Source organism: Rhabdobacter roseus, from assembly GCF_014202275.1.
Taxonomy (GTDB): domain Bacteria; phylum Bacteroidota; class Bacteroidia; order Cytophagales; family Spirosomataceae; genus Rhabdobacter; species Rhabdobacter roseus.
Genome location: NZ_JACHGF010000021.1, coordinates 22,579 through 46,961, shown reverse-complemented (window position 1 = coordinate 46,961; position 24,383 = coordinate 22,579). Strand labels below are relative to the sequence as shown.

22 protein-coding genes are annotated in these 24,383 nt (G+C 55.3%); 14 read left to right on the top strand and 8 right to left on the bottom strand.

Going from position 1 to position 24,383, the window contains the following annotated elements; translation table 11 throughout:
- Window positions 1–152: 152 nt before the first annotated feature.
- Window positions 153–1,172, bottom strand: a complete 1,020-nt coding sequence (locus HNQ92_RS28275) for a LacI family DNA-binding transcriptional regulator (RefSeq protein WP_184180146.1) — start codon at window positions 1,170–1,172, stop codon at window positions 153–155.
- A 255-nt stretch (window positions 1,173–1,427) separates the two neighbouring features.
- Between HNQ92_RS28275 and HNQ92_RS28270 the strand changes: the two genes are divergently transcribed.
- Entirely contained in the window at window positions 1,428–2,852 is a 1,425-nt protein-coding gene (locus HNQ92_RS28270; RefSeq protein WP_184180162.1) for a Gfo/Idh/MocA family protein, read from the top strand.
- A 50-nt stretch (window positions 2,853–2,902) separates the two neighbouring features.
- A complete protein-coding gene (locus HNQ92_RS28265; protein ID WP_184180143.1) occupies window positions 2,903–3,652 on the top strand; it encodes a glucosamine-6-phosphate deaminase in 750 nt (249 codons plus the stop codon).
- A gap of 31 nt (window positions 3,653–3,683) precedes the next feature.
- Here the strand turns inward: HNQ92_RS28265 and HNQ92_RS28260 are convergent, their stop codons facing one another.
- Window positions 3,684–4,370, bottom strand: a complete 687-nt coding sequence (locus HNQ92_RS28260) for a response regulator transcription factor (protein ID WP_184180140.1) — start codon at window positions 4,368–4,370, stop codon at window positions 3,684–3,686.
- Window positions 4,367–5,539 carry a sensor histidine kinase gene (locus HNQ92_RS28255; protein WP_343063064.1) on the bottom strand — a complete coding sequence of 391 codons (1,173 nt, stop codon included), beginning with the start codon at window positions 5,537–5,539 and terminating at the stop codon, window positions 4,367–4,369. Before HNQ92_RS28255 ends, HNQ92_RS28260 begins: the two co-directional genes overlap by 4 nt.
- 247 nt (window positions 5,540–5,786) lie before the next feature.
- On the opposite strand from HNQ92_RS28255, the gene HNQ92_RS28250 reads away from it, so the two are divergent.
- Window positions 5,787–6,164 (top strand): DUF1573 domain-containing protein, encoded by a 378-nt coding sequence (locus HNQ92_RS28250; protein ID WP_184180133.1) that lies wholly within the window; start codon window positions 5,787–5,789, stop codon window positions 6,162–6,164.
- Between the two features lie 57 nt (window positions 6,165–6,221).
- Here HNQ92_RS28250 and HNQ92_RS28245 read toward each other — a convergent pair whose 3' ends face one another.
- On the bottom strand, window positions 6,222–6,443 hold the full coding sequence (locus HNQ92_RS28245; RefSeq protein ID WP_184180130.1) for a hypothetical protein: 222 nt from the start codon (window positions 6,441–6,443) through the stop codon (window positions 6,222–6,224).
- Window positions 6,444–6,631: 188 nt separating this feature from the next.
- On the opposite strand from HNQ92_RS28245, the gene HNQ92_RS28240 reads away from it, so the two are divergent.
- The 5 genes from HNQ92_RS28240 to gcvP all read left to right on the top strand — a co-directional run bounded on the left by HNQ92_RS28240 (window position 6,632) and on the right by gcvP (window position 12,110).
- Window positions 6,632–7,885 carry a metallophosphoesterase gene (locus tag HNQ92_RS28240; RefSeq protein WP_184180127.1) on the top strand — a complete coding sequence of 418 codons (1,254 nt, stop codon included), beginning with the start codon at window positions 6,632–6,634 and terminating at the stop codon, window positions 7,883–7,885.
- Between the two features lie 110 nt (window positions 7,886–7,995).
- Window positions 7,996–8,226, top strand: coding sequence for a hypothetical protein (locus HNQ92_RS28235; protein WP_184180124.1), 231 nt, complete (start codon window positions 7,996–7,998; stop codon window positions 8,224–8,226).
- Between the two features lie 139 nt (window positions 8,227–8,365).
- Entirely contained in the window at window positions 8,366–8,638 is a 273-nt protein-coding gene (locus HNQ92_RS29120; protein WP_343063063.1) for a DUF4172 domain-containing protein, read from the top strand.
- 21 nt (window positions 8,639–8,659) lie between these two features.
- A complete protein-coding gene (locus HNQ92_RS29115) occupies window positions 8,660–9,019 on the top strand; it encodes a DeoR family transcriptional regulator (RefSeq protein WP_343063062.1) in 360 nt (119 codons plus the stop codon).
- Between the two features lie 205 nt (window positions 9,020–9,224).
- Window positions 9,225–12,110, top strand: a complete 2,886-nt coding sequence (gene gcvP, locus HNQ92_RS28225; RefSeq protein WP_184180121.1) for an aminomethyl-transferring glycine dehydrogenase — start codon at window positions 9,225–9,227, stop codon at window positions 12,108–12,110.
- Between the two features lie 159 nt (window positions 12,111–12,269).
- Here the strand turns inward: gcvP and HNQ92_RS28220 are convergent, their stop codons facing one another.
- From HNQ92_RS28220 to HNQ92_RS28210, 3 genes are all read right to left on the bottom strand, one after another.
- Window positions 12,270–13,124 carry a pirin family protein gene (locus HNQ92_RS28220; RefSeq protein WP_184180118.1) on the bottom strand — a complete coding sequence of 285 codons (855 nt, stop codon included), beginning with the start codon at window positions 13,122–13,124 and terminating at the stop codon, window positions 12,270–12,272.
- Between the two features lie 87 nt (window positions 13,125–13,211).
- Window positions 13,212–14,966: a glycoside hydrolase family 9 protein gene (locus HNQ92_RS28215; RefSeq protein ID WP_184180115.1), complete on the bottom strand. Its 1,755-nt coding sequence runs from the start codon at window positions 14,964–14,966 to the stop codon at window positions 13,212–13,214.
- An 86-nt stretch (window positions 14,967–15,052) separates the two neighbouring features.
- Entirely contained in the window at window positions 15,053–15,592 is a 540-nt protein-coding gene (locus tag HNQ92_RS28210; protein ID WP_184180112.1) for a hypothetical protein, read from the bottom strand.
- Window positions 15,593–15,713: 121 nt separating this feature from the next.
- Between HNQ92_RS28210 and HNQ92_RS28205 the strand changes: the two genes are divergently transcribed.
- On the top strand, window positions 15,714–16,604 hold the full coding sequence (locus tag HNQ92_RS28205) for a DUF6454 family protein (RefSeq protein WP_221307572.1): 891 nt from the start codon (window positions 15,714–15,716) through the stop codon (window positions 16,602–16,604).
- A gap of 21 nt (window positions 16,605–16,625) precedes the next feature.
- Here HNQ92_RS28205 and recQ read toward each other — a convergent pair whose 3' ends face one another.
- On the bottom strand, window positions 16,626–18,767 hold the full coding sequence (gene recQ, locus HNQ92_RS28200; protein ID WP_184180109.1) for a DNA helicase RecQ: 2,142 nt from the start codon (window positions 18,765–18,767) through the stop codon (window positions 16,626–16,628).
- Between the two features lie 238 nt (window positions 18,768–19,005).
- Here recQ and folK point away from each other — a divergent pair, with 238 nt between their 5' ends.
- The 5 genes from folK (at window position 19,006) to HNQ92_RS28175 (ending at window position 24,252) form a co-directional block, all read left to right on the top strand.
- Window positions 19,006–19,494, top strand: a complete 489-nt coding sequence (folK, locus tag HNQ92_RS28195; RefSeq protein ID WP_184180106.1) for a 2-amino-4-hydroxy-6-hydroxymethyldihydropteridine diphosphokinase — start codon at window positions 19,006–19,008, stop codon at window positions 19,492–19,494.
- 141 nt (window positions 19,495–19,635) lie between these two features.
- The gene (locus HNQ92_RS28190) at window positions 19,636–20,619 is read left to right on the top strand and encodes a Gfo/Idh/MocA family protein (protein WP_184180103.1); all 984 of its coding nucleotides are present in this window, start codon (window positions 19,636–19,638) and stop codon (window positions 20,617–20,619) included.
- Window positions 20,620–20,700: 81 nt separating this feature from the next.
- A complete protein-coding gene (locus HNQ92_RS28185) occupies window positions 20,701–21,867 on the top strand; it encodes an AIR synthase related protein (protein ID WP_184180100.1) in 1,167 nt (388 codons plus the stop codon).
- A gap of 150 nt (window positions 21,868–22,017) precedes the next feature.
- A complete protein-coding gene (locus HNQ92_RS28180) occupies window positions 22,018–22,623 on the top strand; it encodes an LOG family protein (RefSeq protein WP_184180097.1) in 606 nt (201 codons plus the stop codon).
- Between the two features lie 39 nt (window positions 22,624–22,662).
- Entirely contained in the window at window positions 22,663–24,252 is a 1,590-nt protein-coding gene (locus HNQ92_RS28175) for an OmpA family protein (RefSeq protein ID WP_184180094.1), read from the top strand.
- Window positions 24,253–24,383 lie beyond the last annotated feature (131 nt).

Sequence of the window (24,383 nt, the reverse complement as noted above, 5' to 3'; positions counted from 1 at the left end):
ATGATACTGGGTCAACCCCCGGAAAAGTAGGTAGCCGCCACGAGACCATCAAACCAGACGAGCAGCCCCTCAAAAGGCTGCTCGCTCTGCTTAAGGCAACCCTAAAAATCAAGCCCCAAAAAAACAGCTAATAGGCAAAAGGCCTGGACCCGCTATATGCGTTGCGTCGAAGCGCGCGCCACGAGTTGACTGCGCAGTACTACCTGTTCTTGGACAAAGGTATTTTTTTTGAGCTGGTTTAGCAGTAGTTGGCAGCTCGCTCTCCCAAGTTCATAGGCTGGCTCGGCCACGGTCGATAGGGTGGGAGAAACAATTTCCGAGATTGGGTCATTGGTAAAACCCATGACTCCTATCTCCTTTCCAACCCGAATCCCTTTCCTTTTTAAAACCAAAATAGCTCCCACCGCTTTTCGATCGTTTACGGCAAAAACAGCATCGGGTCTATCCCGGCTTTCCAGCAATTTCTCCGCATCCATTTCTCCCTCTTGCTGGGAGAAACCCGAGTAAATGAGCCAGTCGGACCTGACGGGTAAGTTGTATTTCCGCAAGGCATCCAGGTATCCCTGCGCTCTATTCTCTGTCAGCTGTAGGCCTTTGGGCCCGGTAATGTGGGCAATTTTTGTGTAGCCGCTTTGGATCAGGTGCTCAACGGCCTTAAAAGCGCCCTCATAATCATCCTGCACTACTTTCGACGTTTTGATGGTGTCATCCGGTACGCGATCGAAAAAAACCAGAGGCATGCTTTCGTCCAGTAATTCCTGAAAATGATTGTATTCTGCTGCACGCGAAGAGACGCAAGCCAGCAAACCATCCAGGCTCGTACGAACTAAGTTCTGAACAATCCTTTGCTCCCTCTCCGGCGAATCATTGGTTAAATACAAAACAAGGTTAAAACCATGCTGATGAGCTACCTCCTGCATACCCGTAATCACCGTTGAAAAGTAGTAATTGGTAATGGTTGGGATGAGCACGCCTAGGTGATGGGTACTTTGATGGACAAGCCCAGTGGCGTTAAAATTAGGTTTATAGTTTAAGGCGGCGGCTACTGCCAGTACTTTATCTCTAGTTTCTGGACTTACGTCGTGGGTATCTCGCAAGGCGCGTGAAACAGTCGCCACCGATATATCCAGGGCCTTCGCTATATCCTTGATGGTCGTATATTTAGGACGCATGCTTCTTCGATGAATCGGGAAACACCTTTCCCTGCCCTCAAACTACCCCCTTTGCCGCTATTTAGCAAGTACCTAAGGCAAGTCCTTTATGGAGCATGTACGAGAACGTTCTCGCAACTTTTTACCCGAGAAAAAGTCTGTCATTAGAAAAAACCACTTAAACTTGCTTGTAATACTACTTAAAACGGCTTGCGGCAGAGTAAAGAAAGTCTTACTGGTCTCTCATGCCATGTTCTTCCCTTAGCTTAATACATGATGAAAAAAAGAGCATTTTTAAAACTGAGCAGCTTGGGCGGCATAGGCTTGGCGGGAGGTACTTTGCTGCCGGGTTGTACCACGCCTAAAGGTACTTCCGCTCTACCTGCCATTCATAAGCAGGCGTCTCGTGCGCACCGCCAGGTGTTCAACATGTGTGGATACGCGGCACCTAAAATCGACACCGTCCGAATTGGGTACATTGGCTTGGGAAACCGCGGTACCGGTGCCATCAAACGGATCGTTCACCTGGCCAACGTGGAGGTGAAGGCCCTGTGTGATGTACGCCCCGAAAACGCCACAGCGGCCAAAAAGGTACTGGAAGGCACCTTCCCGGAGGCGGCGGTGTACACAGGAACCGAAGACGCATGGAAAAAGCTCTGCGAGCGCGACGACCTGGACCTGATATACATTTGTACGCCCTGGAGCCTGCACGCACCCATGGCACTCTACGCCATGGAGCAAGGCAAGCACGTGGCGGTAGAAATACCTGCCGCCGTGACGCTGGAAGAATGCTGGCAGTTGGTAGAAACCTCAGAACGTACCCGCAAGCACTGCATGATGCTGGAAAATTGCTGCTACGATTTTTTTGAACTCCTTACGCTCAATCTGGCCCGGCAGGGGTACTTTGGCGAAATCGTGCACGTCGAGGGTGCTTACATTCACGATATTTACGAGTCATTGTTTGATAAAACCAAGCGCTATGATCTGTGGCGCCTGCGCGAGAACGCCCACCGCAACGGAAATCTGTACCCCACGCACGGACTGGGGCCAATATGCCAAATCCTGGACGTCAATCGGGGTGATAAGATGGACTACCTTGTGTCCATGAGTAGCCATGATTTTATGCTGAAGCAACGTACCCAGGAGCTAGGTGCTTCGGACGCTACTTTTCAACCTTTTTTAGGCGGAAACTTTCGGGGCAATATGAACACCACGACCATCCGAACCAACAAGGGGAAGACGATCATGCTACAACACGACGTAACTTCACCCCGGCCCTACTCGCGCCTGCACCTGATCAGCGGGACCAAGGGTACGGCGCAAAAGTACCCCCTGCCGGAGCGAATCTCTCAGGGACACGAGTGGTTGTCGGACGAAGAATACAAAGCTTTGGAAACCAAGTACCAGCCTGAGATCGTCAAGCGCATTGGCGAACTAGCCAAGCAAGTAGGAGGCCACGGCGGTATGGATTTCCTGATGGACTGGCGCCTCATCGACTGCCTGCGAAACGGCCTCCCGCTCGACCAGGACGTATACGATGCGGCCTCCTGGAGTGCCATCGGACCGCTGAGCGAGTGGTCGGTGGCCAACCGATCCAACTCCATCGACATTCCTGACTTTACGGCTGGTGCCTGGGTTTCCAACAAGCCGGTGGATATTTCGCTGCGCGCAGGCGGCAACACGCAGGTAAAAAAAGCTTAAGACTCCAGGAAATTACGCCTTCGGGCTCTACATGTAAGTACCTACTATTCATGAAAATTACCATAGCAAAATCTCCCGCGGAGCTAGGAAAGGCGGCCGGAGCCAGGGCCGCGGTGCTGATCCGGCAAGCCATCACCGACCACGGAAAGGCGAACGTGATTCTGGCTACGGGTACCAGCCAGTTTGAAACGCTGAATCAGCTGCTGCATGAAGATCTCGACTGGGGCAAAGTCACGATGTTTCACCTGGATGAGTACATAGGCTTACCGCTGGCGCATCCGGCTAGTTTTCGTAAGTACCTCCAGGAGCGATTTTTGGCCAAAGTACCTTCCTTGCAGGCCGTCCATCTCATTGATGGCGAGGTGGATGCTGAAGCCGAATGCGAGCGGCTGGGGGTACTTATCCGGGAACATCCCATCGACGTTGCGCTGGTGGGTGTGGGCGAAAACGGCCACTTGGCCTTTAACGATCCTCCGGCCGACTTCGACACCGAACGCCCCTACCTCATCGTCACCCTGGATGAGCCCTGCCGAAGACAACAGATGAACGAAGGCTGGTTTGCTTCCTTGGAGGAGGTACCTACGCAGGCCATCAGTATGTCCGTAAAGCAGATCATGAAGTCGGCCCACATTATCTGTTCCGTACCCGACGCCCGTAAGGCGCAGGCCGTTAAAAATAGCCTGGAACAAGCGGTGAGCAATCAGTTCCCCGCCAGTATTTTGCAGCAACACCCTAGTTGTACATTTTTTCTGGACGAGTCGTCGGCTCAGCTTCTTTCCCAAAAAGCAAGTACCCCCTAAGGGTACCTGGGCGCGGAACCCGCCCCAAAAACTACCAGCTAAGCCGAAAGCCTACGCCGTGTACGTTATCGATCCGGATGGCGGGGTCCTGGGAGAGGTACTTGCGGAGGCGGCTAACAAAGACATCGAGGCTACGGCCCATGTAGTAGTCGTTGTCGCCCCAGATCTCGGTAAGTACCTCTTCGCGCTTGACTACTTGCCGGGGCTTGGACGCGAGGTACTTAAGTACCTCGGCTTCCCGAAAGGTAAGGGTATGCACCTGCCCGTTTTGACTCAGGGTGAGCTTCTCAAAGTCAAAGCGATACTTGCCAATCACAAAGGTACTTTGCGGATTTTCGGGCTGGTAGTCGGGCTTGGTGCGGCGCAGAAACACCTCGATCCGAAGTACCAGCTCCTGAATACTGAAGGGCTTGGTGAGGTAGTCGTCACCGCCCAGCAGCAGGCCCTGGATCTTGTCTTCCTGCATCGAGCGGGCCGTCAAAAACAGCACAGGTACCTGCGCGTCAACTTCCCGGATGTGCCGGGCCAGCGTGAAGCCGTCCATTTCGGGGAGCATTACGTCCAGTACGCACAGGTCAAAATGCTGCTCCTGGAAAGCCGCCCAGGCCTTTTTCCCGTCCGGGCAGTGCACAATTTCGTAGTCATGGGCTTCCAGATTATCCTTGGTCGTAAACCCTAAATTGGGATCATCCTCGACGTACAGAATTTTTGCTTTCATGGCTTTTGATGTTTAGGGATGATCACCCGAAATTCACTTCCCTCTCCGAGCGCACTGTCCAGCTCCAGCTTCCAGCGGTGGGCTTTCACGATCTGCTGCACGTAGCTCAGGCCTATCCCAAAACCTTTGACGTTGTGCACATTGCCATAAGGTACCCGGTAAAACTTCTCAAAAATCTTCTTTTGGTGCTCGGGCGCAATACCCATGCCCTGGTCGCGCACGGCCAGCACCAGCGATTCGGCCCGGTCGTACGTCCGAATACTCACCACGGCGTCGGCGGGCGAGTACTTAATGGCATTGTCCACCAGGTTGTTGAGCAGGTTGCCAAAATGAATGCGATCGGCGTGGACGTAGGGCGCACTAGCCGTAAGCTGCACCTGTACTTTATGCTGATGGGGCCGTAGCATGGCCGAAATGACTTCGTGGGCGTCCAGCCATTCTACCTGCATGGCCAGCTTTTTGCGCTCCGCCTTGGCCATGTTAAGTACCATTTCTACCTGCCGTTGCAGCCGCAGGATTTCCTCCTGTACGATCTGCACGTACCTTTTATGGCGCTCAGGCTGGGTAGTAATGGCAGGTGTTTGTAGCACATCGGCCGCTATGCGGATGGTCGAGATCGGCGTTTGTAGCTCGTGCGTCATGTTGTTGATAAAATCGCGCTGAATTTCGGAAAGCTGTTTTTGGCGCAAAATAACAAATAGGGCGTAGGCAAAAAAGCAGACTGCCACCAGCACCAGGCCGGAGGACCAAATCCAGCCCTGGAGGTCGCCCGCCAGGTACTCCCGCTGCTGCGGAAACCGGATGCCAAAGTAATAGGGGTACTTGTCCGTTTTGATCCAGTCGGCGGTGGGGGCGGGGGTTTTGTCGTTGTTGCGGGTACTGAGCGACATGCCGTAGCGCAAGCGGTCGGTGGTGCAGTCGTAGATACCTACTTCAAAATCAGTAATGAGCTCGTGCTTCTGAAAGCTGTCTTTCAGGAAATGCTCAAGTACCTCCGGCTGGGTAGTGGAATTGGTATTGACCAAAAAGTAATCCGGCGAGAGCTGCTCCACGGGGTTCGTGATCTGCATGACGCCGTTGATCCGCGTGAGCTCTTCGGCCACATCCTGCAAGGCTACGTGGGCGCGCTGGTTAAACTGCCTTTCGCGCAGATCGAGGGTCTTCTTCACCCAATATATCTGCGTGACTACCACCCCCATAATGGATAGAGCCGATAGTAACACAAGCCATCGTATGGTTCTTCTGGGCATAAGAAGTAGGAAGATTCCGACGCTAATTACGGGCTTTTCCGACTTTTTTCAAGGCATTAACACCTAGTTAACAAACCTTACCAACTCATTAACAAGCCTCTGATTCAACAACCTCTACTTTTGACCGGTTGATCAACATATGTTCCATCTTAAACCGTAAAAATGTATGAAACGAAAAAGTATGATGCTGCTGGTTGCCGGCCTAATTATCTCCTCCCTGGTCATGGCCTACCCCCTGGCGGCCTTTGAATGGGCGCAAACGACGAAGCAATTTGGTAAAATCCCAAAAGGCAAACCCGTCACGGCCGAGTTTAGGTACACCAACGCCGGCACGACTCCCCTGCTCATTGCCCGGGCTACCGGCTCGTGCGGCTGCACGGGCGTCGAGTACGACAAGGAGCCGCTGCTTCCCGGCCAGTCGGCGGTCATTAAGGCCACATTCAACGCCGCCGTCGTGGGTCCCTTTGCCAAATCCGTTACCGTGGAGTCTAATGGCGACAGCGGGCTGGTGGTGCTGCGGCTGGAAGGGGAAGTGACGGAGTAAAAGTATCCTACTAAGTACCTACCCAACCCTACCCCTCAGCGCTGAGGGGTAGGGTTTTTAGTTGGCGCTATTCATTCCCTTCACGGAGTCAAAGTCGGATTTGAGCCGCCCCATTTCGCGCACCAGAAAGGCCTGCAGCTGTTCATTGAATTCCTGTTGTTCTTCGGACGACAAAGAAGCGTATAGGGCCTTCAATTCCTGGTTAATTGCCGCCCGCTCTGCTTCCGAGTGCGCGTTGATGGAACGAAGGTGAAAACGTTTGAAATCGAAAGTAGCCATCGCGTTGGGTTGATGTAATGGAAAAAATCCTTGCGTAAAAAGAATAAGGTACCTGATCAGGGGGGCCAAAGTTACCGTTCAGCCCGCTCTATCTCCGTTCAATGAGTATTATTCTCATTACGAAGAATTTAATGAACAAGAAAACGGACTGAAGCGTTTTATGCCGATAGATGCTTTTTCTTCAGCTTATGAACCGTTCTTTGTTCTTTATAGTACTGGCTTTTATCTTTTTTGCGCTGGATTGGTACGTGTGGCAGGCGCTCCGGACGGTATTACGTACTTCTTCGGAGTCTACGCAGCGCTGGGTATCGGGCATTTACTGGTTTTTCTCCGTGCTACCGCTGTCAGCATTTTTGCTCTTGCAGCTGCTCCCGCCCGATACCTTCGGGCGCGCTACACGCAACTTCGTCTTTGCGGGCATCGCCATTCCGTACTTTGCCAAGCTATTCTCAGTACTTTTCCTGCTCGTTGATGACTTACGGCGGCTGGTCCAGTGGGCCATCCAGCTGGTGGTACCTCCGGCGGCGGAGCCCACCGCCAGCCCCGATGTAGCCCGCATTCCCCGCTCGGAGTTTATGGCCACCACGGCCTTGGTGGCCGGGGGTAGTTTGTTTGGTACCTTTGTCTTCGGCATCCTCTCGGGCGCGCACGACTACCGCATCCGGCGCGTCAAAGTACCCCTCAAGAATCTTCCCAAAGAATTCGACGGCATCCGGATCGCGCAGCTTTCGGATATTCACTCGGGTAGTTTTTTTAATAAAACAGCCGTCAAAGGTGGGGTAGAAATGCTCCTGCGCGAGAAGCCTGACCTGGCCTTTTTCACCGGCGACCTCGTAAATGATCAGGCCATTGAAGTGAAAGAGTACCTTTCTATTTTTGAAAAAGTAAAAGCACCGCTGGGCGTGTACTCCGTACTGGGCAACCACGACTACGGCGACTACTACAACTGGCCAAACCCCGAAGCCAAACGCCGTAACCTGGAAGACCTCAAAAAAGCCCATGCCCTGATGGGTTGGAACCTGATGCTGGACGAAAACCGGGCCATCCGGGTAGATGGTGCCGAAATAGGACTCATCGGTATTCAAAATTGGGGCACGAGTTTTGTTCAGAAAGGCGACCTGGCCAAAGCCTACCGCGGCGCAGAAGAGTACCCCGTGAAGCTCCTGCTCTCGCACGACCCCAGCCACTGGGAAGCCCAGGTGCGGCCCGCTTTCCCGGACATTGACCTGGCGCTGGCCGGGCACACGCACGGAATGCAGTTTGGCGTAGAGCTGCCCGGCTTCAAGTGGAGTCCGGTGCAGTATCGCTACAAGCAGTGGGCCGGACTGTACCAGGAAGCACAGCAGTACCTCTACGTCAACCGCGGCTTTGGGTACATTGGGTACCCCGGCCGGGTCGGGATTTTGCCCGAAATCACCATTCTGGAGCTGGTAAAAGCGTAGCAGGTACCCGCTGCGGAAATTCTTCACCGCCAGCGGGAATAAATACGGAGAATGTGCGTTGGTGAAATAAGGAAGAAAGATCAAAGTACCTTTCGATAGCAAAGTACCTTATGAAAAATAAAGCAACGATCCTGATTTTTTTGCTGGGGCTATTTCTGGGCGGTTTGGCTCCGGAAACGCGCGCCGCTACTACCTCCGCAGAAACTACCCGTGTTGAGCTCCAGGATTTGGGGAAAAACCAGAAAAAAAGAAAACGCTATAAGGGGTATAAAAAGCCTCGTAACAAGAAATTCCTGGGCATTTTTAAACGCCGCAGCTCCTGCGACTGCCCCAAGCACTAAGCGTAGGTACTTTGGTTAAAGGTACCTGACCTTTTCCGATGCGGTGAATAGTTGTTCTATTCACCGCATTTTTTGCGGCGTACCTACTGTTTATGCGGCGAATAGTTCTTATATTCACCTTATAAAATGCGGTGAATGTATGTATATCTATCAATATAGCCAATGGCCTCAATTTCGTTGGGATGCTCACACGGTAATTCCCTTATTAGCTTCGGTACGTCATAAACAAGGAAAGCTCATCGGTAGAATGATGAGCTTGGGCTTTGCTTTACAGGAAGAAGCCGAGCTAAAAACCCTTACTCAGGATGCATTGAAAACGACTGAAATAGAAGGCGAGTTTCTAGATCCAGATCAAGTAAGGTCTTCCATTGCCCGTAAATTGGGCCTGGATATAGGTACTTCTATCCCTTAGCATAAAGGGTATTACGAAACGTTGGAGAAAACCCAAAAAGGAGATTTAGATGTTACGAAATGGCTTGTTTGGTTTTTATCATGCTTGGAAAGAGCCTTGGAAAATGCCGAAGAGACGCTTGACACCGTGCTTACCAAAGCTCGTTATTGGACCTTCTTTTCTACCAAAACGATCACTACTCGTCAAAAGCTCATGCTAGACAAGCTGCTGGATGGGTTTGAAGGCAATCTTACTACCTCCAAATGGGCCAAAATCACTAAGGTGTCGACGGATACTGCGCTACGAGATATTCAAGGGTTGGAAAATCAAGGTATTCTCGTAAAAAACACGGCCGGAGGGCGCAGCACGAGCTATCAGTTGGTGTACCTAAGTACCTTATGATAGCCGTAGGGCCCGGTTGGTCCAATCGACAAGTTATACAATTCCAATAGAGCATCCCGGCTCTTTTTCGGAAACTTACTTGTCGGCTAGGCTGTTCATGTAGCAATGGTAAGCATACCAACGATTCATCATACAGATTCGGTTGGTTTTGCTTACTTTTGTTTTTTCAAACCCAGTACTTACAGGTTCTTTCTGCCCCAAACGAATGAAAATCAACCTCCATTCCCAGGAAAAATTTGAGGATCGGCATCACGGTAAAGACGAAACGGAGCTCCGGGAAATGCTCCACACGGTAGGCGTCGACTCCCTGGATCAACTCATAGAACAAACCGTTCCGGGCGGCATCCGGCTTTCGGAGCCACTGCGCTTACCGCCGCCGCGCTCAGAGCAGCAGTTTTTGCACGATTTTAAGAAACTAGCCAGCCAGAATGTCGTGTTCCGGTCATTTATCGGTACTGGCTACTACGACACCTTCACGCCCAACGTGATCTTGCGCAACGTACTGGAAAACCCCGCCTGGTATACCGCTTATACGCCCTACCAGGCCGAGATCGCGCAGGGACGCCTGGAAATGCTCCTGAATTTTCAGACCGTCGTGACCGACCTCACGGGTATGGAGATTGCCAACGCCTCACTCCTCGACGAAGGTACCGCCGCCGCCGAGGCCATGACCATGCTGCACAGCGCCCGCCCCGCCGCTAAAAAAGCAGCGGATACGTTTTTTGTGTCGGAACTCTGCCACCCGCAGACCATCGACCTGCTGCGCACGCGGGCTACGCCGGTGGGCATTAAAGTACTGGTAGGCAACCACCGCACGCTGGACCTAACGCAGGAGAACCTCTTTGGCCTGCTGCTCCAGTACCCCGCCACCGACGGCCAGGTACTTGACTACACGGACCTGATCGCTTCGGCGCACGAAGCACAGCTATCCGTAGCCGTTGCGGCTGACCTGCTGGCCCTGACGCTGCTTAAAGCACCCGGTGAAATGGGGGCCGATGTGGTGGTAGGCTCCGCCCAGCGCTTTGGGGTACCGATGGGCTACGGCGGGCCGCACGCGGCTTTTTTTGCTACCAAAGAAAGCTTCAAACGCCAACTCCCGGGCCGGATCATCGGCGTGTCGGTGGATGCCGAGGGCAACCGGGCGCTGCGTATGGCATTGCAAACGCGCGAGCAACACATTCGTCGGGAAAAAGCGACTTCCAATATCTGTACAGCCCAGGTACTTTTGGCCGTTATGGCCGGAGCCTACGCCGTTTACCACGGGCCCGAAGGGCTCAAAAATATTGCCGCCCGTACGCACGGTTTGGCGAAGCTTTTCGCCGAAACCATCAAGAAATTTAATTACCGGGTACTTACTGATACCTACTTCGACACCATCACCATCCAGACGCCCCTGGTGAACAAGCTGCGGCAAGAGACCCAGAAGTACGGCATCAACCTCCGCTACACGGGCGATGAGCTGGTGGGGGTATCGTTCGACGAAGCCAAGACCTTCGGTGATACCATCGAGCTGCTGAATATCTTCGCCGAAGTATCGGGTTTTCAGGGCGAAATGATCATCGACGAAGAAATAGAGCTGGCACTACCCGAAGCGCTGGAACGGACCTCGCCTTACCTGACGCACCCGGTATTTAACACACATCATACCGAGCACGAGATGCTGCGGTACCTGAAAATGCTGGAGAATAAGGACCTTTCGCTGGTCCATTCCATGATTTCGTTGGGTAGCTGCACCATGAAGCTCAACGCCACGGCGGAGATGATCCCCGTTACCTGGCCGGAATTTGGCAAAATGCACCCCTTCGCTCCGCAAAAGCAAGCGGCGGGCTACCGCCAGCTTTTCGGCGAGCTCAACGACTGGCTTTGCGAGATCACGGGCTTTGCGGCCATGTCGCTACAACCCAACTCCGGTGCCCAGGGCGAGTACGCCGGTCTGATGGTGATCCGCGCCTACCACGAGAGCCGCGGCGACCACCACCGCAATGTAGCGCTGATCCCTTCGTCGGCGCACGGTACCAACCCGGCCTCGGCCGTGATGGCGGGCATGAAGGTGATCGTTACCAAGTGCGACGAGCGGGGCAACATCGACGTGGCCGACCTCAAAGCCAAAGCCGAGCAGTATAGCGACGCGCTTTCCTGTCTTATGGTGACCTACCCTTCTACCCACGGGGTATTTGAGGAAAGCATTAAGGAAATTTGTGAGGTTATTCATAGCCACGGCGGACAGGTGTACATGGACGGGGCCAATATGAACGCCCAGGTAGGACTCACCAGCCCGGCCAGCATCGGGGCTGACGTCTGTCACCTCAACCTGCACAAAACGTTCTGTATCCCGCACGGCGGCGGCGGGCCCGGCATGGGGCCCATTGGCGTAGCGGCGCACCTTATACCTTTCCTGCCGGGCCACGCAGTGGTCAAGACCGGCGGCGAGCAGGCTATTTCGGCCGTTTCGGCGGCCCCTTTTGGCAGCGCCAGCATCCTGACGATCTCCTACGCGTATATTGCCATGATGGGCGGCGAGGGCCTGACCAACGCGACCAAAATGGCCATCCTGAACGCCAACTACATCAAGGAACGCCTCCGCGACCACTACCAGGTACTTTATACCGGTAGCCAGGGGCGCTGCGCGCACGAGATGATCCTGGATTGCCGGCCGTTCAAGGCGGCGGGCATCGAGGCCGAGGACCTGGCCAAGCGCCTCATGGACTACGGCTACCACGCCCCTACGCTTTCGTTCCCGGTGGCAGGTACCTTGATGATCGAGCCGACGGAGTCGGAATCCAAGGCTGAGCTGGATCGTTTCTGTGATACGCTCATTGCCATCCGAAACGAGATCCGGGAAGTGGAAGAAGGTACCGCCGACCGCACCCACAACGTACTCAAGCACGCGCCACACACGGCCCGCGTGGTATTGGCCGAAAACTGGACCCGGCCCTACAGCCGCGAAAAGGCGGCTTTCCCGCTGGCGCACCTACGCTTCAACAAGTTCTGGCCCAGCGTAAGCCGCGTCGACAGCGCCTACGGCGACCGCAACCTGGTGTGCTCGTGTTTGCCGATTGAGGAATACGCCGAGCTGGAAGTAGCGCAGTAGTTTTTTTGAACGAATACATACCAAAAAGCCGCCCGAGCTAAGTACTTCGGGCGGCTTTTTGCGTGATGTGTTAGGCGTTAAAAACGCTACGTGAATCCGCCGCCGATTATAAATCTGGGCGAGCGTTTGATTACAAATGGAGGCGAGTGCTAGGTACCTTTACCCACGCCAGGTACCAAACTTCCCGGCGCGGTAGTCGCTGTAAGCTTCGATGATTTCTTCCTGGGTATTCATCACAAAGGGCCCCTGCGCTACTACGGGCTCCTCGAAGGGTTTGGCGTGGCCGAACAGCAGCACGCTGTCTTCCGAAGCTTCTATCCGTAGTTCGTCTTCGTCGTAGCCAAACTCCACCAGGTGGAGCGCCTGCGCGTCGGTACCGTTTATCACAACTTTTCCCCGTACTACGTAAAGAAAAATGGTACGCTCGGCGGGTACCTGGGCCTCAAAAGTACCGCCCGGCCGCAGGTACAGCGTACTCATGAAGACATCCGTCAGCGTTTCAAAGGGCCCCGAGGTACCTTCCCACGTACCCGATATCAAATTCAGCGTCACCTTTCCTTCGTCCAGCGTCAGGCTGGGGATGTCTTCCCGCTGAAGGCCTTTGTAGGCTGGTTTTGTCATTTTTAGCGCGGCGGGTAGGTTGATCCACAGCTGCAGGATTTCCAGGTCGCCACCCGTTTTCTTAAACTCGTCGGACGACACCTCCGCGTGGATCAACCCGCTCCCGGCCGTCATCCACTGCACGCCCCCGGCCGTCATCACGCTCGCGTGGCCGCCGGAATCCTTATGGGCGATATCGCCCTCCAGAATAAACGTGACCGTCTCCATCCCGCGGTGCGGGTGCGGCCCGAAGGGCAGGCCGTTGTTGCGGGCGGGGTACTTTTGCAGGCCGTGGTGGTTCAGAAACAGAAACGGGTCCAGGTAATCGACCGTAGCCGACGGTAGCGCCGAGTACGTGATCAGATCACTGATGGGCGCGTAGCGGGCCGTATGGATTTGCTTGATGGTTCGCATGATGAAAAAATCATTCTTGGTGTAAATTCTTAACACCCAAAGTACCCTTCGGGGTTGGCGCAGGTACCCAAAAAACGGTTCTTTCTTTTACTTTTTGAACGAAATGGCCTCTAGAGCCCCCGCCAGGTACACGAAGGGGGCATTCCAGTTGATGGCGATTTCATTGGAAGCGTAGGAGCAGTCGTCGTCGGTGAAGGCTTCGTCGGGCACGTCGGAGGTGTAGGTGGTACATTTATCCTGCTTGCCCGGATTCGGCCCGCCCGAGAGCAGCCCCGGTACCGGCTCGGCGAGGCCGTCGGCCACGGAGGGGCGGTGGTGCGGGTGCATAACCTGCTTGCCGCCAAAGCCCGTTAGGAAGCTATAGCCCGTGCCGTTGCGGCCCAGCAGGTAGTCCAGGTTACTAAGTGCCCCTTGGAGGTACTTGGGCTGCTGCGTAAGTCGATAGGCCTGCACGAGCACAATGCCCTGGTTGGCGGCTACGGAGCTACTGCCCCAGGCAAAGTCAGATGCTTTGTGGCCCATTACCGTGCGTAAAAAATGCGTAGAGGTACCTTCCAGCAGTTGATCGGCGAATTGGATCATCCGCTTTTGAAGCTCGGCCACGTCTTTTTGGGCCACGGGCGTGAGTTTATCCCGGAAGCGCAGCAGCGAGTAGTACCCCAGCAGCCGCACCTGCGGCCAGGCGGGCAGGGGCATGTTTTCATCGGGAAATAGATTGACGGCCCGGTAGTAGGCGTCGTCGCGCGTAGTGAGGTACAGCTCCGAAGCGGCCCAGATAAACTCGTCGGCCACGTGGCGGTCGCCGTAGGTACCCGTAGCGATGTCAGGATCAAATTCCTTGTTGATCGCGGCCTGGTCGTACAGCACGTTGGGGTACTTTTGCGCCCAGGTCCATGCTTGCTTCGCTGCCAGCAAACAAGAATCGGCCAGGCCGGGAAGTGCCTGGTCAAAAGGCCGGTATACCCGCGCCGCCTGCGCCAGCACGGCGGCGAAGTCGAGCGCGGCGGCGGTACTTTTCTGCACCACGTAGCGGGGCTTGGTGGCCTGGTGCGGCATCACCATGCCGTCGAAGGAGGCGTTGGTGAGCTTGTGGTACACGCCGCCGTCGTGCGGGTCTTGCATGGTAAGCATCCAGCGCAGGTTCCAAAGTACCTCGTCGAGCAGGTCAGGTACCTGGTTGGTACTTTCGGGAATATTCAGATTTAGTTTATCGTAATACCGGGAAAAATCTTCGTAGGCCGACAGCAAAGTACCCATCGTAATGCCCGAATTGACAATGTACTTGTTGTAATCACCGGCGTCGTACCAGCCCAACGGGCTCGAAAGTACCGTTCCGGCGGGGCGCTCGGCCGAGGCCGCCGAGGGATGTACCAGTACCTGCGTGTCGGGGTGCCCGGCGGGGCGCGCCCACTTTCCGGCGTACTTTTCGTCCAGCGGAATACCCAACCGCTGGTAGTAAAAGCCTTTGATAGACGCCTTCGCAGCGCCCTCATGTACCTTTTCTTTAATCTCAAAAGGGTAGGAGGTACTTCCGTCCGGGGTACTTGGTACTTCCAGGTAGTAGTTACCTGCTTTTTGGAAGGCCGAGAAATCAGCAACGCGGGTGGTTTTTTCCGAGAACGGCGAGCGGGTACTTTCGCTGAGTTTGCCTTTAAAAACGACCTTATTGTCCTTTTTAGATTTTAGGACAAACTCACCCACCGGGGCATTCACCATCACCGCTACTTTGGGCGCCGCCGGGTAAAAACCAACCTGATTGAGCCGAATGGCGTCGGATGGGCTCTGGGCCTGAGCCACATTAAAAAGGACTAGGCTGAAAAGGTACTTGAGAAATCGAATCATGGATTTTTCTAAAAGGAAGCCTTAAAAGGTCCGAATCTACCCGGATGCGTTAGGCGTCAAAGCGTCCTCTTTTGCCCATCGCTTGTTTATTTCTCAGCCATGGGGTCGCGCCAATAGGGACGAAGGAGTATACCGCGTGGCGTTTCTGTCCGTTTGCTCAGCGTGCTATACGCATTACGGTAATCGCTCAGTACTTTAAACAGCCTATTTTGCTCTTCAGAGCAGTTTTTTTGTCGGCCAAAAGCTCCGTACAGAAAAATAAACCAGCAGGTTGCTTCGGGCTTGGTACCTTGGGGCAAAAACCAATGACCTTCGGTAGCATAAATATTTTTCTTAATCTGATCCGTCACTTCTGATCCCAAAATACCCTCTACGCGGATGCTGTCTACTTTTCCTTTCCCATTTACCCGAAAATAGAAAAAGCCATAATCGGCCTGACACGACCTCTGGCGTTCGTAGAAAGTATAGGTATATTGGGCAAGGTAATCGGGTAAATCATAATGATAATCTGGATAGGGAAGCACTTTGAGCGGCACAAATTGAGGCTGCCACGTTTTCGCCCAGCTTAGTTGGGCGAAAAATAGTAATAACAGGGAGCTGAATAGCTTTATGGGGGGAAAATGCATGGGTGTGGTTTTGAAGTGAGTAAACAAAAATACAAAAAACCATTCATTTGCTTGCTTGATCTCTAAGTAAAGTACCTCTGGGCCGGTGCTTTAGGAAGTACTTTACCCAAAGTACCTCCTCATGAAAAAATGTACCTGGCTGTTACTGCTGCTAATACATATAAGTGGACAAGCCCAGCCCGCTACGCCGGATGTCCTCATCGCGAAAATAAAAAAGCTGCGGCCCGATACGCCCTGGACGCTCGTCGCGTCCGTTCCGCTGCGCTTCCCGACCTACCACCCGCAGGGCATGGTCAAGATTGGCCCGGACTTCTACCTGTCGTCGGTGCAGGTACTTCAGAAACCCGCCGAGGGTAGTCCGGGTGAAGGCATAGGGTACTTGTTCAAATTTGACGCGGAAGGAAAACTACTGGCGCAGCAAACGCTGGGCGAAAGTACCCTCTACCACCCCGGCGGCATCGACTACGACGGAAGGTACCTGTGGGTGCCCGTGGCCGAATACCGCCCGCGCAGCCGCTCCGTCCTATACCGGGTGGACCCGGCTACTCTAGTTGCCGAAGAGGTACTTCGGCACGACGACCACCTGGGTGGCCTCGTACACCACATCGACGCCCACACCCTGCACGGCGTCAGCTGGGGCTCGCGTGATTTTTACCAATGGTCGCTGAATGAGCCCCAAAAAGTACCTCTGCGGGTACCTAATCCGGCCTTTTACATCGACTATCAGGACTGCCACTACCTGGGCAACCACCTGATGCTGTGCGGCGGCCTCAAAAACTACCCCGGCCCGGCCAATGCCCCGGCGTTTCGGCTGGGCGGGCTCGAGCTCGTGAGCCTGCTCGACCACCGGCCGGTGCATCAGGTACCTGTGCCGCTCTGGTCGCCCACGGGCGCGCCCATGACCAACAACCCGTTCTGGGTCGAGGCCACCGCGCACGGCCTGCGGGGGTACTTTGTCCCCGACGACGACGCGGCTTCGACGCTTTACGTGTACGAGGCCGTTATTGAATAGGTACTTTACGGAAGCAGCCAACTACCCTTCCCAGATGGCTTGCGCCAGGCGCAGCTGCCCGTAGTCGTAGCGCTCGCCCAGGTGCTCGAAGAGCGGCACGAGCGGGTCGCCCTTCTGGAAATTCATCTCCCGCATTCCTTCCCGAATGGCCTCGTAGGCTTTGTCTGAGATCAGCGATCGCAGGTTGATGTCGTGGCCCTCTTCGCGGAGCTTCACCAGGTGCGACACCACCGTGGAGCTGGTGAGCCCGCGCTGCTGAGCGATTTCGTCCAGCGGGTAGCCTTGTTGGTAGAGCTCGTGGGTCTGGAGGTAGGTCATGCCCTTCACTACGCGGGTACCGGGCTTGGTATTTTCTTTGGCAAAAGACACAATTTCTTTCACGAAAAGATCCCCGTAGCGGCGGTACTTCTCGGCCCCCACGCCCGAGATGGCTTTCATCTGGGCCTCGGAGATGGGACGTTTCTGCGCCATTTCGGACAGGGTGGCGTCGCTAAATACCACGTAAGGAGGTACATTGAGCGAGTCGGCGAGCTGTTTACGCAGCAGGCGCAGCTGCTCGAAGAGCGCATCGCGGATGACCTCCTGCTTGGGTTTTTCTTTGGGCAAAAGCGCCTCCTCGCGCGCCTTACGCTCGGCCAGCGGGATAAATTTCACCAGCTCCACGGCGTGCTCACCCCGAAGTACCTTTCGGCTCAGCGGATTAAGCTTAAAGGCGTGGGCTTCGTCGTAGGCGATGTCCATCACGCCCGAGTTGAGAAGCTGGCCCAGGTACTCGCCCCACTCCTCGCCGCGCAGGTCGTGGCCCACGCCGAAGGTAGGCAGGCGGTCGTAGCCGTGCTGGAGTACGTTGCGGTTGCGGCTACCCCGCAGGATGTCGATAAGCATCCCCATCGCGACGCTCTCTTTGGTGCGCGCAATGGCCGAAAGCGCCTTCTGGGCAATAACCGTGCCGTCGAAACGCGTGCGGGGGTTCCGGCACACGTCGCAGTTACCGCAGTCTTGCACTACTTCTTCGTTGAAGTAGCTGAGCAGAATCCGCCGCCGACACATGTCCGCCTCGGCGTATTGCTTCATGCGGTTGAGCTTGGCATAGAGGAGTTGTTTCTGCTCCTCGGACTGCTCCGACTTGCCAATCATGTCCTGGCGGGTCACGATGTCCGAGTAGCTGTAAAATAGCACCGTATCGGCAGGTTCGCCGTCACGCCCGGCGCGGCCAATTTCCTGGTAAAAGCTCTCGACGTTGGAAGGTAGGTTGTAGTGTATCACCCAGCGCACGTTTGATTTATCAATGCCCATCCCGAAGGCAATCGTGGCCACGATGATCTGGATGTCGTCTTTTAGGAATTGCTCCTGCACCCGCGAGCGGCGTTCGGAGGGGAGGCCGGCGTGGTAATATTCGGCGGCGTAGCCCGCGCCCTGTAGGCTGGCGGCCAGGGTTTCGGTCCCTTTGCGGCTCAGGCAGTAGATGATCCCCGGCTGGCCGTCGTGCCGCGCCAGAAAATCCTTGATCTGCTGCAAGCGTTTCTGGCCGGGAAGTACCGTCAGGCTGAGGTTGGGCCGGTCGAAACCCGACTCAAACGTAGGTGCGTGGCTGATGCCCAGTTGCTTCATGATGTCGCGCCGCGTGACGCGGTCGGCGGTGGCGGTAAGAGCCACGACGGGTACCTGCGGAAAGCGCGTTTTCAGCACCGTGAGCTGGCGGTACTCGGGACGGAAGTCGTGCCCCCAGGACGAAATACAGTGCGACTCGTCGATGGCAAACAGGCGCACGTTCCACTCGCGAAGCAAATCAAAAGTACCCCCCGAAAAAAGCCGTTCGGGCGCAATGTAGAGGAGCTTCAGCTCGCCCAGCTTTACTTGCCAAAGTACCGAATCTTCCTCACTGCGCGACAGGGAGGAGTTGAGGTAGGCGGCCTTGACGCCGTTGACGCGCAGGGCTTCCACCTGGTCTTTCATGAGCGCAATGAGCGGCGAAACGACGATCGTCAGGCCGTCGTTCAAAATGGCCGGGAGCTGGTAACAAATGGATTTACCCCCGCCCGTAGGCATCAGTACCAGGCAATCGTCGCCCCGAAGCACGGTATCTATGATTTCGGCCTGTTGGGGCCGGAAGCTATCGTAGCCGAAGTACTGTTTGAGGGCTTGTTCTTTGGAAAGCGACATGGTGTAAAGTAGGGCGGTTTTCGCCGGGAGTTTTCTTTAAAAAATACGAATTTACGATTTTTAGGACTATTCTCTCAACGAAAAGCCCGCCTTTCGTATTCCTGGCCAGAAAGTCTTTTTGGAAAAATACCGTGTTCCACCTCGTGAAAGTACCTCCTGCTTACAAACGGTTCGCTTTGGTATTACGCCTAAATTTGCTGACTTTCGGTCCTTGTTTTATATCCAAACTACTTTTCTTTTGACTACCCTATACTTGCTGTTGGGCTCTAACCTGGGCGATCGGCCCGCGCAGCTTCAAGCCGCGCGTGAGCAAATTGACCTGCGCGTCGGGGCTCTTCGACGGACATCGGCCCTGTACGAGACCGCTCCCTGGGGCATCACCGACCAGCCCGCTTTCCTGAACCAGGCACTTGAGGTACTTACGGACCTAGCCCCCGAGGAGGTACTTCGGCTGATCCTGGACATCGAGCATGAACTCGGACGGGTGCGCTACGAGCGCTGGGGGGCCCGCCACCTCGACGTCGATATTCTGTACTTCGGCACGAAGGTACTTGATAGCGCCCGCCTCACGGTACCGCACCCGCGTCTGCACGAGCGGCGCTTCGTGCTGGTACCTGTGGCTGAGCTGGCGCCGGATTTTGTGCATCCCGTTTTTCAAAAAACCAACGCGCAGCTCCTGGCCGAATGCCCGGATGCAGGCGAGGTGGTGCGTTGGGAGTCGAGCTAAGCCTACGGGTGGTAGGGATTTGCAATTCGCGAATTGCAAATCGCCATAGAATATCCCGCAAAAACTTAAGATACTTCTTTGCTATAAAGCCATTTTCTGCGCTACTTTCAATCCTATCAATTAAACAACCTAAATCCTTCTATGAATCCAATCCGCTGGGGCATTATGGCTCCGGGGCGCATTGCCCACAAGTTTGCCCAGGACCTCCGCCAGGTACCTAACGCCCGCCTTACGGCCGTCGCCTCGCGCGACCTGAGCCGGGCGCAGCCGTTTGCGCAAGAATACGGCGCTCCCTACGCCTATGGTACCTACGAAGAGCTCGTTACCTGCCCGGAGCTGGACGCGGTGTACATTGCCTCGCCGCACATTGGGCACCACGAGCATACGCTGCTCTGCCTGAAGGCGGGCATTCCGGTACTTTGCGAAAAACCCTTTGGCATGAACCGCCCCCAAGTGAAGGAAATGGTCCGCGTGGCGCGCGAAAAAAACGTCTTTCTGATGGAAGCGCTCTGGAGCCGTTTTCTGCCCACTACGCTTAAAACCCTCGAACTCATCCAGAGCGGGGCCATTGGGGAAGTACTGGGAGTCAAGGCCGACTTTGGTTTTCAGGGTACTTACGATCCGCTGGGGCGGCTTTTCAACGCGCAGCTGGGCGGCGGGGCCCTGCTGGACATTGGCATCTACCCGCTGTTCTGGTCGTACGCGGTGCTGGGGGTACCTGAGTCGCTGAAGGCCTCGGCGGTTTTCAGCGCTACGGGCGTCGATGCGGCCACGGGCATGGTACTTACCTACCCCGGCCAGCGCTTCGCTTTTCTGGACTGTACGTTTCTGGCCCGCACGCCCTGCGAAGCTTACGTGTACGGCACCGAGGGGATTATCAAAGTACATCCGCGCTGGCACGAGAGCCAGGCCCTCACGCTGGAGCGCTACGGTGAAGAGCCCCAGACGTTTAGCTTTGAGCGAAGTACCTGGGGGTACTCTTACGAAATCGAGGCCGTGGGCGAGTACTTGCGCGCGGGAAAAACCGAAAGTACCCTCTGGACCCTCGACGACAGCCTGCATCTGATGCAGCTCCTGGACGACGTCCGGCGGGAGATTGGCCTGCGCTACGAATCTTTCGACTAGGTACCTACCTATGCCAGGATTATACGTACCTTTGTCGGCACAAAATCAGTGTCTTTAAAAATACATTTTCATTTTTTACCCATGACCGACCGGTATCTGCAACGCGGCGTTTCGGCTTCCAAAGAAGACGTACACAAGGCCATCGAGAAGCTGGACAAAGGTATTTTCCCTAAGGCTTTCTGTAAAATAGTACCCGACACCCTGGCGGGTGACCCCGACTACTGCACCATCATGCACGCCGACGGCGCCGGTACCAAAACCTCCCTGGCCTACCTCTACTGGAAAGAAACCGGTGACCTCTCGGTATGGCGCGGAATAGCCCAGGACGCCGTGGTGATGAACACCGACGACCTGCTCTGCGTGGGCGCGACGGGCCCTATGCTGCTTTCCTCGACCATTGACCGCAATAAAAATAAAATTCCGGGGGAGGTCATTGCCGAGATCATCAACGGTACCGAAGAGGTACTTGAGATGCTCCGTAGCTACGGCGTGGAAATATACAGCACGGGTGGCGAAACCGCCGACGTGGGGGATCTGGTCCGGACGGTCACGGTCAATAGCACGGTGATTGCCCGCATGAAACGCGCCGAGGTAGTAGACAACGCGCGCATTCAGGCCGACGATGTGGTGGTGGGCCTGGCCTCGTACGGCCAAGCTACCTACGAAAGCACCTACAACGGCGGCATGGGCAGCAACGGCCTTACCTCCGCTCGGCACGACGTGCTGGCCAAGTACCTGGCCGCCAAGTACCCCGAAAGCTTCGACCCCGAAGTGGCCAGCGACTTGGTATATAGCGGCTCCAAGTACCTGACCGACGCCGTAGAAGGTACCTCGCTTGACGTAGGTCAGCTCATTCTGTCGCCCACCCGTACCTACGCGCCCGTGGCCAAAGCCCTGCTGGACGAGCTGCGCCCGCAGATCCACGGCATGGTACACTGCAGCGGCGGTGCCCAGACCAAGGTACTTCACTTTGTAGAAAACCTGCACGTGATTAAGGATAACCTGCTGCCCATTCCGCCGCTGTTTCGGCTTATTCAGGCCGAGAGCGGTACCTCCTGGCAGGAAATGTACAAGGTATTCAACATGGGCCACCGGCTGGAGGTATACCTACCCGAAGCCGCCGCGCCGCGCGTGGTGGAGCTGGCGCAGTCGTTCGGGATCGAGGCCCAGATCATCGGTAGGGTAGAGGCCGCTCCCGCCAAGCAAGTAACCATCCGGAGCGAAGTGGGCGAATTTGTGTATTCATAAAATACCCTTTTGCCCTGTTTGGGCCAGGTACCTGGTTGCTCAGGGGGTACTTTATCCGTTTAATCGTTTCAAAAAACAATCCATCTTTGCTTTTCCCAAGTACCTGTAAGTAGGTACTTTGTAGTGAAGCGTCGAATAAAAAAGTACGTTATGAAATCAGTAGTGGTGTATTGCGGGGCCAATCCGGGCCATAAGCCTATTTACCGGGAGGTAGCCTACAACTTGGGGAAAGCGCTGGCCGAGCGAAACATCCGGGCCATCTACGGCGGCGGCAACCTGGGCCTGATGGGGGCCGTAGCCGACGGGGTACTGGCCCAAGCCGGTGCCGTGACGGGCATTATTCCCAACTTCCTGGCCAAGCTTGAGGTAGCCCACGCCACGCTGTCGGAGCTGCACTTTGTGGATACCATGCACGAGCGCAAAGCCAAAATGGTGTCGCTCTCGGACGGTGTCATTGCGCTGCCCGGTGGTTACGGTACCCTCGACGAGCTCTTCGAGATCCTGGCCTGGTCGCAGCTGCGGATTTACCACGGGCCCGTGGGGCTGATCAACGTCAACGGCTTTTACGACCACCTGTTACTGCACCTTGACAAAATGGTCGAAGAAGGCTTCCTGCGCCCCGAAAACCGCGCCCTCCTGCTCGTGGCCGATACGGCCGAGGTACTTTTGGAACAAATGGAGGCTTTCCTGATCCGGCCCGCAGAAAATAAGCCGCTGGATACGACGTTATACGTTACAAAACCCGAGGAGGAGTAAACGCTCCGTCTTCGCCATCTCTCTTCTAGAATAAGTACCATGCGATTCGTTACGTTAGTTGCCTTCTGGATCATCCTGGCTGTCAGTAGCCAAGCCCAAAACGGGAAGTTGGAGAATTTGGGAAAGACGATCAATTCTGAATACAACGAAATCGCCCCCGTGATTGCCCCCGACGGCAAAACGCTGTACTTTGCCCGCATCAGCCACCCCCAAAATGCCTTTGGTGATAAAGGAAGCCAGGACATCTGGTACTCCGAAAACCAAAATGGCCGCTGGAGCGCGGCGCGGCGCCTGCCCGCACCGCTCAACAAAGAAGAATACAACAGCCTGTACAGCATCTCGCCCGACGGTAACTCGCTGCTGCTGAAAGGAGCTTACAACGCCGGCCGCTACGAAACGCGCGGTTTTTCGTCCAGCCAGCGTACGGCCAAGGGGTGGTCGCCGCCGCAGAAACTCAACATTGCGGGCTACGAAAAAATGAGCAAGGGGCAGTTTGACTGCGGGCAGCTCTCAACCGACGGCAAGGTACTGGTGATGTCGTTTAGCGAAAAAAAGAACAGCAAGGTCGATAACATCTACGTGAGCTTCAAGCAACGCGACGGCTCCTGGAGCAAGCCCCAGGACCTGGGCCCGGAAATCAATACCGATCAATTTACCGAAACGACGCCTTTTTTGGCTCCCGACGGCGTGACGCTCTACTTTTCCAGCGACCGCCCCGGCGGGCAGGGCAGCAACGACATTTACTTCACCAAGCGCATCGACAAAACCTGGAAGCGCTGGAGCAAGCCCGTGAACCTGGGCCCGGCCGTCAATACCGACGGCTACGACGCCTACTACAGCGTCTCGGCCACCGGCGACTACGCCTACATGACGTCTTTTACGGAAACCCTGGGCAAGGGCGACATCGTGCGCATTGACCTACGCCCGGCTCCCGCTAAGCCGGGCGACACCCAGCCCGCCCAACCCGTGGTACCTGCGCCAGACCCCGTGGTACTGCTCAGCGGCAAGGTACTTGACTCCAAAACGGGCAAACCCGTGGAGGCTCAGATCGTGTACGAAGACATGGCCACGGGCGAAGAAGCCGGTACCGCCACCACCAACCCCCTCACCGGCGAGTACAAAGTGGTACTTCCTTACGGGAAAAAGTACAGCATGAGGGCCGTAGCCCCCAACTTCATTGCTGAAGGTGAACAGGTAGACCTCACGGACTCCATCGCGGCGATTCAGGGCAAAGGCTACCGCGAAATTGCGAATAAGTCGTTGAAACTGGTACCTATTGAAGCCGGGCAGATCGTGCGGCTGAACAACATTTCCTTTGAATTTGGGAAAGCTTCCCTCACCACCGAATCCTTTCCCGAACTGGATCGGATCGGGCTCACGATGACGCAAAACCCGAACATTACCATTGAGCTCGGCGGCCATACCGACAACGTGGGGAGCGACGAAGCCAACCTCAAGCTCTCGCAAGACCGCGCCGACGCCGTTCGGGAGTACCTCATCGGCAAGGGCATCGAGCCCGACCGCGTGGCCAGCAAGGGCTACGGCGAGGCCCGGCCCATTGCCTCCAACAATACCCCCGAGGGTCAGGCCGCCAACCGCCGGGTGGAATTTAAAATCCTGAAAAAATAAAGTACCCCCCGGCGTTTGTTTTTGTAAAAAAGCCTTTTGTATATTTGCGGGAGCAAAGTACCCCCTTTTCAAGGTACTTTGGATGATCTAGAAAAACCAATGATTCAGAACGTAAATACTATTTGGTGGTG